We start from the raw sequence: 13,907 nt of genomic DNA on the forward strand, positions 1-13,907 counted from the left end.
GCCCGCCGATCCCGGCAAACCGGCGCATCACCGGCGTGTCGTACAAGGCCTCTTCCATCGCGGGGTCACTGAGTGCGTACCACTGCTGCAGGAAGTGGATGCGCAGCATCGTGGCCAGCGCGTATGGCTGCCGGCCTGGACGCCCCAGCTTCGGATAGTGCGGCTCGATCAGCGACAGCAGCGCCTTCCACGGCACTACCTGCTCCATCTCCGCCAGGAACACCTCCCGCCGCGTCTGCTTGCGTTGGCCCAGATCTTCGGCGTCACCGAATGTCAGCTGCATCAGAAGTCATCCCGGAGGTGATGCCCTATTGTCGCCCACAGGTGGCCAGTTGTTCAGACTTTCCCTAGATCACGGTGCTGCCGAAGCTTCTCGGGCCTGAACCCACTTGCCAACCGAAGTCCCGTGGCAGTCACTGTATTACGGGAGGCGGCCAGCTTTTCGAAGGCATATGTGAGTTTTCTGTAGGTGTAGTCCTCTTCCGACTCCGTCAACTCGCTCAAGAACGCCTCGGTTCGCGGCATCCGGCCTGCCGCCATACGGCTAAACACCAACAACGGAACGCCTGACAAACGTAATGCCAAGGTTGGTGTCGTACGGCGAGGTGGCTTCAGTTTAACTGCCGATTCTTTTGCCCCTTCCAGTTTCGCCAGCACCGCACGGTCAAATTCTTCATCATCTACTCTGCCACGACCTGCACTTGGTGATTGGGTTGTAACCTGCTTCCTCGGTATTTCATCCATGACCGCACGTAACCAAGCTCTGTCATTACGCTCCAAGAACGACATCGGACCTGGAAGCTTCTCATAGAGCAGTGAACGGGACACCTGTAGTCCCGTCTTGATGAAATCGGTAACAGCCCGACGGTTCCGCAACTTCGCGTCCTCACGCCTCGCCTCCTTTGCATCCCGGCGCAATGACGCGTCATAAATGGGAAGCTGATCAAGAAAGGACGAATAGCATGAAAATTTGTCGAGTATCTGTTCCCGGGGAACACCCTTCCTTAGCATTTCAATCATTTCCCGGATCTCGGCTTCAGAGTGCTTGGCAGCATGTCCTTGGTTAATCGGACATGTGATGCCAGCCGAAATAATGCGCTTGACCAGCTTGCCACGAGGAATAGCTAACGCAGTCGCAGTCCTCCCAAGAACATATTCATTCCCTATCAGCGCACGTTCTAGTTCTGGATCTCTCGTCAGCTCGGCGCCTTCGGCAGGCGAATTACTGACGGCCCCATGTTGAACCCCGTTTGGTTGCACTGAAGAGAGACCTAACTCTTCGGGTTCGATTCCTAGCCCCACAGTCATCAGGACCACGATGGCAGGATCCAGGCGATCTTTGCCTACGTTGAACAGTGTGGTGTAGCGCTTGACTACCCCATGCGAATAGCGCGTTGGTAAGCTCATTGCCGCGAGGAAGTCCTCACCATATGAATTCACCATCAAATCCCAGAGGCGTGGCCTTGATGGACGGCCATGATGCAACAGCCCAAGTCTGGCGCCCGCTTTCAGGAATAGCTGCCGTATCCGTGTCGGCTCGCTCCATTCGGTGGCATGCAAGATACTGGCCACTGCCAACGCGATCTTCCTACCCAGTTCTTTCTGGGCTGGATCCGGAATCGAGACGTCGGCGTGATCTTCGCCACACCCAAGAATCGGCGGCACATCAAATTTGTATTCAGTCCCGATTCCCTGCCGTACCTCCTTCAGTCGCAGGTCATGCCGCCAGCATCGGGTGACGAACTTGACCTGGTGTTCGCGATGCCAGTACGGCACTCCGAATTCACGCAAGTCTTGGGCCACGCATTCGGCACAGAAGCGCAAGCCTTCCGGATGAAGCATGATTGAGGATCGCGGCGCCCCGCCCCATCCGCCGCGCTCACCAATCGCCTGCACGTACACGGCGCGCCTTTCGCGATCGTTGCACTCTTCCGAGAAGGCCAGCAATAACGGCGTTGTCGTATGCCGATAGATGATCGTCTCCAGATTGAGAACCACATCCAATTCCGGAAATACCTCCAACACCTTGCCCAGGAACTTGCCACCGAAAGGGCTGACGAGGTGGCGCACATTTGCCACCCCCAGTGGTCGAACCATAGTCCACGCTGAGCTGAAAGCACTGCGCAGGAAACACCGGGCGAGCAGGCTGAAGATAGTTTCACCCTCAAACGGGATCGGCGCACTCCGTCGGTTCAAGGGCTGACTCCCAAACCGGACACGCCGACAACGCCGTCGACAGTCAAGGCGCCGAAGCCGCCTTTTTCCAGCAGGCGGCCAAGTTCGCAATCTTCCACCTTACCTTTTTTCCTCCTGCCAGCCCGATCCGTTCCTTCCTTGGTCTCGCCGGGCTTGCCGCTTTCTGTCTTCCCCTGAGCGCCCACCCTGTCTGTCGCCGAAGAATTAAATTGCGGTGGGCCTTCCTTCTTCTTCAGCACCTCCGTGTCACAAAGGTCATCCCACTGCGCCAACGCCTGAGGATTGTTCTCCCGCAAGGCAGAGATCGGGCTGTCAAGCTGCCGGAAATGCCGGTTCCATGATGCGAGCAAAGAGGTCGTGGTTACGCATTCTGTATCGTCGAAGATGGCATCCTCCTGAGCCCGGATCATCAAGGGAACCGCCAGCCCACGGATGCCCTGGGTCAGGTCAAACAACTGCAAGGCAATCTCTCGAGTAAATTCCGCAGGCTTCTGAATCCACTGGTAAAGCCAGAGGATCTCGCAAAAATTCACCCACTCCGGATCGTCTCCAGAAGCCGGACGCATGAACTCGGTCACACCGCCCGCGGCGATGCGGCGGCCAATTCGGAAAGTGCTCTGCAAAAGTTGCAGCGAAGCGTACGTGCCGCATACAACGAAGCAGATGCCACTTTCATCACGCAGGCGCAGCAAAAAGTTCAGCAGCTCGATGGCCGCTTGTCCTTTCGACGAGAACAGATTCTGTACTTCGTCGATCACGAGGATGCCCACGTGATGATTCGCCAAGCATTGCATCACCCCACGGATGGCGGTGCCTGCCGACAGCCTGGGGTCGTCGACAATCTCAGCGGTGTAACGCGCCTTGCCTCCCAACGCACCCTCTGCCGCCGCCATAATCGAAATGCACAGCGATTTGAGCTTACGGTCCTCGGGACAACTGACCTTGAGCCAGACGATCTGCGTTTCGGCTAAAGGCTTGCCTTCGTACTGCTCATGTTCGATGACGCATGGCCCCAAGGCTCTCAAGCACGCCTCGGTACCGGTTGTCTTGCCAATTCCGGAAATTCCCTTGATGAAGAGAACGGAGCCTGCGGCCGTTCGCGCCGCCAAGGTTTCCGGCGACAGGCAAGCCCCCTTCTGGTGCAAATAGCTCTGAGTCTGGGGCGACATTGGATTGCGCCATGTATAACTACGACGCAGGCTAGTCGCCAGCCGCTCCAGCAACTGGAAATGTGGCGGCAACGGAATGAACAACGTATTCAACCGCGATACCAATTCCCGACGGATTGCGGCCGGGAGCTCCCGCTCTTCTGGCGAAAAGCGAGGCGCCATCGACATGGCCCCCAGAATCTCCTTATCCTCCCGAAGCACCGGAGGCAGGGCCTCGATCAAGGGGTTGCCGCGATATTCCGGGATCTGGCTTTCCTCGTAGCGCGCATTAGCCATGGCCTTGACCGCCTTGTTTCAAGAATGCGGACTTGACCAAGTCCAATCGATTTTGGGCAACGACTTCGCGGTGCGTGGCTGCATGCGCCGCATCCGTCTTTGCGCGCGGGGCCTGCGTGGGATTTGAGTTCGCATACGAGCGCATCACAAACGCACCATGATCCTGTCGCTCGCTTTGCGCATCGGCGCTGCGCGCCGCACGGATATCCTTGGCTTTACGCGATTTGGAGCCTTTGGATTGCACCTTCTTCCGCGCGACCGCTTCGTCGGACAACTGCGCCAGTTGGCGGGCCTTCTCATGATCCTGGATGGCACCTTCGATGCGTGAACGCTCGTAGACCACATTGACCTTGCGATAATATTCAGCAAGCTCGCTGAAGGTGGCGTTGTACAGCCTCAATTTCTCGTCCGCCAAGTAGGCGGGCTGCCAAATCGCATCCAGATCGGTCCGATACCAGATCGTATTCGCGTGAAAATCGTCGACCGTGGCCTGCACATCGATAGCGCCGTACTGCGCGGCGCGCTGCAGTAGACCCGACGCCCGAAGATCAGGCGACATATAGCGGATGCCTTCCACGAACAAGCCGTTCTCGCGGATGGACGCATCCACCTTGCGCAGCAGCGAGGTATAGATGAACCCAGGTTCCTCGATCCTGGCGCACGGCACCAAGCTCCGCATGCCCCATCGCCAGAGCGTGATGCGCGAGATCAGCTCGTACCCTTGTTCGATCATCTGCGGAGGGATCGCGCTTTTCGGCGCCGCCTGGTGGTTGTACGCGATCGCCGACAGCAAGAACGCTCGCATCGCATCGTAGTGGGTCAACGCCGCGTCTCTCTTCGGATCTCGCTGCGTCCGATTCTCTTTCTTCCCGTAGCCCGCCAACTTGCGAATTTCACTCGCCTTCCACCCGCTGAACCATCCCTCGACGGTCCCCTTCATTTCTGGACGGTAGGGTGCGGCCGTCTGGACGATGGTATTGAACTCGGCAGGGAGCGCTTCGGAGGCGTCGGACACCAGTTCGCCGCGATCGGAAGTGAGGTACCTCGGGACATGGTGACAAGGCCAGTCCGGGTCGATGTCGATATCCCACCGTTCGCACAGTTCCTTCTTCGACGTGAAGGTGTTGAACAAGGCAACTTGCGCCGCTTTATAGCCCGCATGGAACACGCCCATGGCACCACCGACGCAAACGGTCGACCACACGTCCAGCAATGCGTAGGCATTGGCCGACCCAATGTTCTGATCCAGATCGAACTCGGAGACCAGTTCCAATCGTCCGCCAGTCGCATCGATTTCGTAGCGATACCCAGGCCCCAGCACGCCATCCTTGGCCGTTCCCGAATGAGCCGACGACGAGACATAGCGAGTCTTCTTAACCCCCTTGCGCTGTATTTCTTCCGCCACGACCCGGAACTGCTTGAATGTCGGGCGTTGGGACTCGGGGACAAGCGCCGTCTTGACCGTACCGTTGGACACCTTGATCGTACGAGTGAAGTCCTCCACCAGGAATTTCCGGTAGGCGACCCTCATCTTTTCCTTGGCGCCGATCACAAGATCAATGACCGCAGCTTCGATGCGCGGCCTGAAATCGCTGGCCGGTTTATCCGATGCAATACCGCCGGGCAATGGCTTCCTGCCACGCTTGTTGGTCCCCGGCTTCTGCTTGGCTCCGGGTGCGCCTCGACGGTCGAAGTCCATGCATAGGCCATACAGATGGCATCCCGCGCGCAGCACCTTGTAGAGCATTCGCCGCACCGTTATCTGCGGCCGCTGTGTTGCCGCTGCGATCTGCTCGATCGCCCGCGCCCGCCCCTTCGTTTCCAGAAGCGAACCACGCGCCTCGCCAGTCACGATCGGACGAAAGTGAGGCTCCCAAAAGTCGTACTCTGACTTCGCCTTCGGCGACAACTCCTTCGGATCCTTCCGCAAGCGCCGCACGGTGGCATCCAACACCAATCCGCCACTCTCAAGCGCTTCTTTCACGGCCTCGAAAGACACTTTCTCTGGTCCTTTCGTCTGCGTCAGCAATGGCATGAAGACTGCATGCCCCGCCTCATCTATCCCTAGAAAAACCGCTCGTTCCGCGAACCATTTGATGCCTTTGTCCGCGGGCTCGACGATGGCATTCTCATACAGCATCGCGCACCCCCAGCAAAGGCAAGGGGCAATCCATACTCAGCGGACAGGACATATCCAACGGCAGCCAGCGCCGCCATGCGGCATGACCCAGCGCCTCGAACATGGCTTGCGCGCCCCATCCCGAGGATTCAATTAGCGCTCTCAATGGCCGCATGCGCCACTTGGCCGAGGCCACCCTTTGGGCGACATCCGCAGCGCGTGATTGACCCTCGGCGCTGCGCCATGCTTTTCCGGATGGGCGCAACAAAGCCAGGTTGCGCACCTGGACTGGATCGAAATGCGATTGCGTCACCAATCGCCAAGGAATATTCCGGCAGTCCCAGTAGCGCTTTTCGATCTGAAGCTTCTCGAGCGTCCGCGGCAACCCCTTCATTCCGGGATGCAATGCCTCATCCCGTTTCACGGACAACACGAAGGGCCCACCCGATGGTTCCCCGCGCAGGACGAACAAGTCGCTGGTCATGACGATGGGCACGCGTGTTCCCGGGTACGTCGGATGTCGAAGTCCGAGTTCCTCGGCGATCTCCACGGTCTCCTCTCGCGGCAGCAAGGCGAACTGTTCACGTATCTCGATCACGCCAAGAGCGAAGTCCGTCTGCAGGAGATGACCGGTTTCCACATCGGAATAAGTATTGTGGATACGCTTGTGCCGGAGCGCCGCGATGCGAGTCGATCGCCCCAAAGAAGGCACGTCTCTGACCTTGGCCCAAGGCGAATACGCATCCCCCTCGCCTTGGCCGAATCCCTTCTTAACCCAGTTCTGAACATCCGTCTCTGTGATGTCCCGGCGCTTCCTGACCATCTGCTGGCTTTCCCGGCTTGAAGAAGGGGGCCGCACCAAAGAGCCATAGGCGTTCTTTGATGCAATCTCTTTTCGGGGAAGCATGATTGGCTCTTGTCGCACGGATTGCGACTGGAAATTCAGAACGCGCAGTTTTGGGGGGGGCGGGCTGAATCCGCACTTCCGCTTCGCCATGAATTGCCCGCAGTTCAGTGTTCAAGGTCGTGCAGCCCTGCCCAACTGATTCACAGATTCAAGCCGAGCTTCCTGCAGATTGTTGGAGCGCAGGGATAACCGGTCACGCAATTGGCACTCGAACTCGGCGTGCCACGCAACCGGCTCTACAAGTGGCGCGAAACCCTGAGCGGTCGGGTCGCGAACACCAGCGTGCGGCCCGATTCGGCGGCCACCTGCAATCGCCGCAAGGCGCGGTCGTCGGCGGTCATCGGCCAGCACAGCACCGCGCCGCAGCTGCCCGAGCGCAGGCACTGCTCCGTGGCCCACAGCGCATCGCGCGGCGAAGCCGCCTCGACCACCTCCAGCTGCCGCAATTCGATCCCCGCCGCCTGCCAGCCGGCGCGAACGGAATGTAGGGCGGCGCCACCAGCACGATGCGCTTGCCAGCCTGCGACAGCCGCGCCAATGCCGGCCAGAGCAGTCGCAGTTCGCCGACCCCATCGACCGGGATCAACAGCTCGCTCAGTGCCGCCTCGGCCCAGCCACCGGTAGGCAGCGCCGCGTCCAGCACGGCATGCCCCGTGGGTTGCGCGCTCGGCGGTAACGCCGCCGGCTGACCTCTCCAGACGCGCCGCTCGTGCAGCAGCGCGTCGATCGCGACCACGGCGCCCATGTCACCCCTGCCGGACTAGGCCGCAGAACACGCCTTCGATCGCGAAGTCCTGCCCCGCCTCCACCCGGATGGGTGCATTGGCGGGATTGCGCGGCAGCAGGCGCAGGGCATCGGTCGAATGCGACAGCCGCTTGATCGTCAGCTCGCCGTCGAGCCGCGCCACCACGGCCTGCCCGTCGCGGGCGTCCGGCGTGCGCTTCACCCCGACCAGGTCGCCGTCGAGGATGCCGTCCTCGATCATCGAATCGCCTTGGACCCGCAGCAGGTAGTCGGGCATCGCCGAGAACAGCCGCGCATCCAGGGTCAGGGGTCGGCCAGTCCGGCATCGGCGCCTATGGGCGGCCCGGTCGCCACTCGTCCCAGCACCGGCACCCGCAGCAGGTCGGTCCGCGCCCGCATCCCGGCCGGGCGGATGCCGCGGGCCTGCCCGGCCGTCACCTCGATCAGCCCTGCTTCGGCCAGCGCCAAGACGTGCTTGCGTGCCGCCCCGCGTGAAGCCAAGCCGCAAGCGACTGCGATCTCGGCCAGAGATGGCGGCTGGCCGTGTCCGGCCACCCGATCACAGATGAAATTCAGGATCGACGTGCGTCGGTGGCTGAGACTGGGCACGGGTACATTTGTACTCCATTTCTAAATTGGGCGCCTCGATTTCCATTAATGTCCTGCAAACTTCAGTACATAGCACTGTTCTAGTAGCAATAAATACAGTACATTCAAGTCATGTCAAAGGGCCGCCCAAGAACCAAGACAGCCATCGTGCAGCTGCGGATGCCGCCGCAACTGAAGGCGGCGGCCGAAGTAGCGGCCAAGCTTGACCACAGGAGCCTGACCGGCTTCATCGAGGTCCTGATCCTCAACCACTGCAAGACCCACGACATCCCCGTTACCGATGCCCACCAAGAGACCAGCCCATGAAGAAGAACGCCGCGACTCGGAAACCTGCCAAGTCGACCAAACAGGCTGATATCCCCTTCTACAGGGCGAACGAAAAGCCTTATGGCGCCTTCAGCAACCTCTTCCGGCGCCCAATGGAATTCGAAGGTCGGGTGTATCCGACCGCCGAACACGCCTATCAGGCCGGCAAGGCGAGAAAGGACGAAGTACGCGAATGGATTCTCAGCGCGCCAACGCCTTCGTTGGTCGCGATGGCGGCACACGGTCTCTACACCTGGGACATCGTTCCCGAGTGGTCGCGAACCAAGTTCGACAGGATGCGCAAGGTGCTGAAAGCCAAATTCAGCCAGCACGAGGATCTCAAGAAGCTGCTCCTCTCGACGGGCGACGCACGGCTGGTGGAAGCTGGACGCACCGACAACGCCGTCAACCGGACCTGGGGCGAAGTGAACGGCAAGGGACAGAACATGCTGGGAGTGCTGCTGATGGAAGTTCGCGATGAAATCAGGACACAGGAGGCCCCTACTCCGAAGGCCAGCACCAAGAAAACCAAGCAAGTGAACAGGCCGACCATCCGCGAAGCGATTCGCGCAGCCGCCTAATCAGTCCTGCACTCCAGAGTTGCGATGCCAACAAACCGCTATCAAACCGAACTCGACAAGCTGCCCGAAACGTATGCGGGAGCCATGCGCGAGGACGTTGCAAGGTTGAAAGGCGCCATCGCGGGCGCCAGCGAGTCGAGCGTCATTGGCGTCGGCTCGGGTGGATCATTTACGGTCGCGTCCCTGCTCTGCAACCTGCATGAGGCGTATACGGGTCGGGTATCCCGCCCATCGACGCCGCTGGAGATCATCTGCAACCCGACGCTGGCCTCTTCGAGCCCCGTCTTCCTGGTCTCTGCCGAAGGCAAGAACCCCGACATCACCGAGGCACTCGACCGGGCTAGGCACCACAGCGCACGCCCCATCCATATACTAACCAACCGCAGCGACAGTCCACTCATGACGGCTGCATCTAAGCTGTCCGATGTCAGCACTCACGTCTTCGAGCTGCGCGACAAGGACGGCTACCTGGCAACCAACAGCCTACTGCTCGACGCCGTTCTGGTCGCGCGCGCGTACGGAGAACTGGACGGGACCGCAGATGCGCTCCCCGCGACGATGGCCGATCTGCTGATCGACGGCAGGTCCGTCGCGCATTGGCTCGCATCCGCTGCCGCCTTCGTCGAGGCCGCAACGCAGCGCGGAGCCGTCATCGTCACCTACTCGCCGCTGCTGCGCCCCATTGCCGCCGACCTCGAATCCAAGCTGTCGGAGGGCGCGCTGCTCCACTGCCAGCTCGCCGACCTGCGGTCGTTCTCCCATGGTCGGCACTTATGGCTGGCCGAGCGACCCCACGATACCGTCGTTCTGGCGCTCATCGAGCCGTCTATGAGTGCGCTTTGGGACAAGATGCGCGGGCTGTTCCCGAGTGACGTGCCCACCTTTTCGATGCCGCTGCCAAGCGCCCTACCCCGCGACCTGATTGCCGGGCTTGTCGGTCAGATGCACCTGGTCGATGCCATAGCAAGAAAGATGGGCAAGGACCCGGGGCAACCGGACGTCCCCCAGTTCGGACGGGACATCTACTACCTGACTCTTCCCGAGTTCATTCCGGTTCCGGAACCACGGGTGCCCGCCGACGAGCAGTCCAAGAACGATGTGCTCGGGGCTCGCTGGCCTTCTCCCCGCAAGCGCAGCGACATGTCACGCGCACGGAACGCATTCTTCAACGACATCACCAAACAGGCGTTCCGCGCCGTGGTGTTCGACTATGACGGCACGCTCACCGCCTCCCAGCGCCGAACCGAGCCTCCAGCCCCGCCGGTTATCGAGCATATCCAGCGCCTCGTCGAGGCGGGCGTGCTTGTCGGCATTGCCTCCGGTCGGGGCGATTCCATCCAGCAGGAACTGAACAAGGTCCTGTCTGAAGAAGTCCTCCGCCGCCTGTTCCTAGGCCTCTACAACGGCGGCTGGATTGGGTCGGCGATCGCTCCGCCCGAAATTCCGAACACGACGGTCGAATTCCTGAGCCACGTCACACGAATCGCCAGAAGGCTGAAATCGCTTGGAGTTCCCATCGAACGCATCAAAACGACCCACCCATATCAGGTCAGCATCCGGTTCCGGGATGGTTTGCCGACCGATCAGATGTGGTTTGTCGTGGCCGACGCACTTCGGCAGGCAGGCTTGACGACCAGCTCGCTGTTCCGCAGCAAGCACTCGGTAGATGTCCTTGCGCCCCGAGTCGGCAAGTCCAGTCTCATCGCGCATATCATCCAGCACAGCAAGGTCGACCCGCACCAGATCGTGACGATGGGGGACCAGGGCGCTTGGCCGGGGAACGACGTATCGCTGCTTGAGCATCGCTTCTCGCTCAGTGTCGACATGCCCTCAAGACGCCTGGATCGTGGATGGAAGCTGGCGCCCGGACACAAGCGCGATGTGGATGCCACGCTCTGGTACCTGGACCGTTTCCGGATTGTTGAACCAGGGAAGTTTGCGATCACCCTGAAAGACGAACCTTCCGACGAAGGATAACCATGCAGGATCTCAACGCAGCCGGGCTGCTGGCGAGGGTGATGGGGTGGCAGCAGCCGCAGATGGTGCAAGACCATGTCCCCGATCTCCAACTGCTGGCGTACTACAAGTACGACGACTACCAGCGTTTCGGGCCTGGCCGGAGGTTCATCGAGAGCTTGGCGTTATGGCTCAACCGGCTCGATCTCGAAGACCGGGCGGCCGCCTTGGAGCTGGTGGAAAGCGAGCTTGTGTTCTTCTCCGACCGGGAGATTTCGCATCTCGTGGAAATGGCGTACCCGGACCTGATCGTGCGAGAGCGCCTTCGCTTGGTTGCCGAGGAGTGCGGGTTGCCGACGCACAAGGTCGGAGAGCTTTCCCGACACCCCCGATTCAAGGAGCTTCGCCTGAAGTCGCTTTACCTTGGCTTGAGCGACGGCGCGAGAACCAACGAACTGCGACGTGCGAGCAACCACGAGATAAACAACGAGCAGATCTGGCAGGCCTACGAACTGGGTGAACAGAAGTCGGGGGCGATGCTCAGCGACCTCAAGAAGAGCCTCGGGAAGGCCGGCCATGAAGCAACCGCCCCCCACTTCAACCTGATATGGCTGCTCGACGATTTCTCCGGGAGCGGAAATACCTACATTCGCTACGACAGCGAGGAGAAGACATACGGCGGGAAGCTGCAAAAAGTCTATAACCAGTTGCACAAACTCAAGCTGATCGACCCGTCGCATTATGAAGTCTTCCTCGTGCTGTATGTCGCAACGCGCCAAGCTATCGACCATATCGAATACTGGAGCGAGAGATTCACATCAGAGCATGGCTACAAGCCGCTGCAACTGCGGGTGCTTTGCCCGCTGGAACGAGACCTGGCGTTGACCGCCAATCCATCGGCATCAATCAGGGCATTGCTGGGCAAGGAGAAGTACTTCGATGCCGCAGTCAACGACAAGCACATGAAAGTTGGCGGGACAGACGGACGGCTCGGCTTCGCTGGCTGCGCCCTGCCCGTCGTGCTGTCCCACAACACTCCCAACAATGCCATTTACCTGCTCTGGGGACCGGAACAGTACAAGTACGCCGGACTATTCCCACGGGTCGTGAGGCACAAAGACTTCTGATGGCCTACAACGTAAATCCCTTCCTGGAACGACGATCCGAGAGAACCACTTCGGACCAGGAGTTTGCTCTCGTCTTCTCGCCGAAGATTTTGGAGAAGCTGTCCGACGAAGTCTTGAAAGGCGGCGTGCACATCTTCCGAAGCGCACCAGGAGGCGGCAAGACGACGATCCTCCGAGCGTTCACACCGAGCGTGCTACGGAGCTTCTGGCGCTCCAAGGGCAACAACGAACTGAAGGAGTCCTTTCCCCAGTTTGTCGAGAAAGGGGTTCTGCATGACCAAGATGGTCCGCAACTGCTTGGCGTATTGATCTCGTGCGCGTCCGGCTACGCCGACCTGCTGCCGAATGCTTCGCCCGTCGAGGAAGGACCTTTCCGAGCACTGCTCGATTGCCGTGTTGTGTTGCGCACGATCCGCAGCTTGAGCGCCTTCCTGGGCCACGCCTCCGATGACGCGCTGGATTCCATCGACCTGGAGTACTCGGACGAAGCGCAGAACCTGCAAGGCATTCCCAAGCTGAGTTCCGCACGCGCACTGGCGGAGTGGGCCGAATCTCAGGAAAAGCGGATCTACGCGCAGATGGATTCGTTCGCCGGGCAGTCAAACCAGTCGGTCCCAAGCAGCCAACGCATCGAGTCGGTACTCTGGCTGCAGTCCGTCCGCTTCATGCGCAATGGCTCTCCGGTCGCCGTAAAGCGGCTGTTGATGATCGACGACCTTCACCGCCTGCGGCGCAAGCAACGCGACATACTCATCGACGAGACAACGGTCCAGCGACCCGGGATCCCTGTTTGGCTCGCCATGCGAACGCTCGTGCTGGGAGACGAGCTGCTCTCTCAAGGCGCGAAATCCGGCCGTGACCTTCACGTGTACGCACTCGAGGAACTTTGGGGCAGTACCAAGGGCATTCACCAATTTCTCCCCTTCGCCCAGAATGTGCTAGAGCGGCGAATGCGGCAGCAGGATGCTGTCGCTGGGAACTTCGCCCAGCGTTTAAGGGAGCAATTGGAACCGGAGGAAGTCAACGTCTACGTCCAGCCGGCGATCGAGGCCCTTCGCGCGACCCTCCGGCCACACGAAAACAATGCCCGCTACAGCGAATGGTCCGCACGGGCAGAGAAGAAATCCGAAGAGTCGACCTTGGATACGCTGCTGGAACTCTTCGTCACGAGGATTTTGGTAACACGCGACGTCTCCAAGAGGCAGCTTAGCTTCGACATGGCCCTCCCGGCGGAGGCGATAGACGACAAGGACAATTCCTCGCTTCGTGCTGCCGCCGAGATCCTGCTGCACGAGGAACTCGGCATGCCCTTCTACTACGGGTTGGAACGACTTTGCGTCATGGCGACGTATAACGTCGAGGAACTCCTGGCGATGGCGGCCGCGCTGTACGAAGGTATCGTCGCAAAGCAGGTACTTCGGACCCGTCACCATGAACTATCGCCAGAAGAGCAGGAGAAGATCCTGCGCGATGCGGCGGTGCGTCGGCTGAAATTCGTCCCGAAGCAGCATACTGAAGGCACACGGGCCCAGAAACTCATCACGTCGATCGGCGGGTACTGTCGCTCCCGCACCTTTCTCCCAAATGCTCCCTACGCTCCCGGGGTGACCGGGGTACGGCTGTCGCATTCGGAACTGGAAAAGCTCCAAGGCCGGAGAAGGCCACTAGGTGAACACGGCGATTTGCTCAAGCGCGTTTTGTCGGAATGCATTGCAGAGAACTTGCTGGTTCTCCGCACCAGCAGCGCGTCTACCGCGCGCGACGCCGGATCGATCCTGTACCTCAACCGGACGTTGTGCACGCGCTTCGGCTTGCCTCTGCAGATGGGCGGTTGGCAGGACGTGACATGTTCCGAACTGATTGAATGGATGCTGCGCGGTTGGAAGCCGAAGAAAAGCCTGGCAATGGAGATCTAG

General features: G+C 60.1%; 10 protein-coding genes and 2 pseudogenes. 5 read left to right on the top strand and 7 right to left on the bottom strand.

The window, feature by feature from the left end:
- From G582_RS16515 to lexA, 7 genes and pseudogenes are all read right to left on the bottom strand, one after another.
- Positions 1-283 (bottom strand): IS5/IS1182 family transposase (locus tag G582_RS16515; RefSeq protein WP_038053986.1); only part of this gene is annotated, 283 nt, incomplete at its 3' end.
- Between the two features lie 53 nt (positions 284-336).
- Positions 337-2,196, bottom strand: a complete 1,860-nt coding sequence (locus tag G582_RS17610; protein ID WP_169380631.1) for a TniQ family protein — start codon at positions 2,194-2,196, stop codon at positions 337-339.
- Entirely contained in the window at positions 2,193-3,641 is a 1,449-nt protein-coding gene (locus tag G582_RS0111835) for an ATP-binding protein (RefSeq protein ID WP_028840015.1), read from the bottom strand. The genes G582_RS17610 and G582_RS0111835 overlap by 4 nt, the downstream gene beginning before the upstream one ends.
- Positions 3,634-5,781, bottom strand: coding sequence for a hypothetical protein (locus G582_RS0111840; RefSeq protein WP_028840016.1), 2,148 nt, complete (start codon positions 5,779-5,781; stop codon positions 3,634-3,636). The genes G582_RS0111835 and G582_RS0111840 overlap by 8 nt, the downstream gene beginning before the upstream one ends.
- The gene (locus G582_RS17285) at positions 5,771-6,667 is read right to left on the bottom strand and encodes a TnsA endonuclease N-terminal domain-containing protein (protein WP_169380633.1); all 897 of its coding nucleotides are present in this window, start codon (positions 6,665-6,667) and stop codon (positions 5,771-5,773) included. The genes G582_RS0111840 and G582_RS17285 overlap by 11 nt, the downstream gene beginning before the upstream one ends.
- Positions 6,668-6,921: 254 nt before the next feature.
- Positions 6,922-7,412: pseudogene (gene imuA / locus G582_RS18485) on the bottom strand (translesion DNA synthesis-associated protein ImuA); the annotation flags it as partial.
- A gap of 1 nt (position 7,413) precedes the next feature.
- Positions 7,414-8,021: pseudogene (gene lexA, locus G582_RS16530) on the bottom strand (transcriptional repressor LexA).
- 111 nt (positions 8,022-8,132) lie between these two features.
- On the opposite strand from lexA, the gene G582_RS0111860 reads away from it, so the two are divergent.
- From G582_RS0111860 to G582_RS0111880, 5 genes are read left to right on the top strand one after another with little or no spacing between them, the layout of a single operon-like run.
- Positions 8,133-8,327, top strand: a complete 195-nt coding sequence (locus G582_RS0111860; RefSeq protein ID WP_028840018.1) for a hypothetical protein — start codon at positions 8,133-8,135, stop codon at positions 8,325-8,327.
- Positions 8,324-8,908 carry a riboflavin biosynthesis intermediates N-glycosidase gene (gene ybiA / locus G582_RS16535; protein ID WP_051247200.1) on the top strand — a complete coding sequence of 195 codons (585 nt, stop codon included), beginning with the start codon at positions 8,324-8,326 and terminating at the stop codon, positions 8,906-8,908. The genes G582_RS0111860 and ybiA overlap by 4 nt, the downstream gene beginning before the upstream one ends.
- Positions 8,909-8,932: 24 nt before the next feature.
- A complete protein-coding gene (locus G582_RS0111870; RefSeq protein WP_028840019.1) occupies positions 8,933-10,885 on the top strand; it encodes an HAD-IIB family hydrolase in 1,953 nt (650 codons plus the stop codon).
- A 2-nt stretch (positions 10,886-10,887) separates the two neighbouring features.
- Positions 10,888-11,991, top strand: a complete 1,104-nt coding sequence (locus G582_RS0111875) for a phosphoribosyltransferase-like protein (RefSeq protein ID WP_028840020.1) — start codon at positions 10,888-10,890, stop codon at positions 11,989-11,991.
- Positions 11,991-13,907 carry an ORC-CDC6 family AAA ATPase gene (locus tag G582_RS0111880; RefSeq protein WP_028840021.1) on the top strand — a complete coding sequence of 639 codons (1,917 nt, stop codon included), beginning with the start codon at positions 11,991-11,993 and terminating at the stop codon, positions 13,905-13,907. The genes G582_RS0111875 and G582_RS0111880 overlap by 1 nt, the downstream gene beginning before the upstream one ends.

This window comes from Thermomonas fusca DSM 15424 (assembly GCF_000423885.1).
Lineage (GTDB): Bacteria > Pseudomonadota > Gammaproteobacteria > Xanthomonadales > Xanthomonadaceae > Thermomonas > Thermomonas fusca.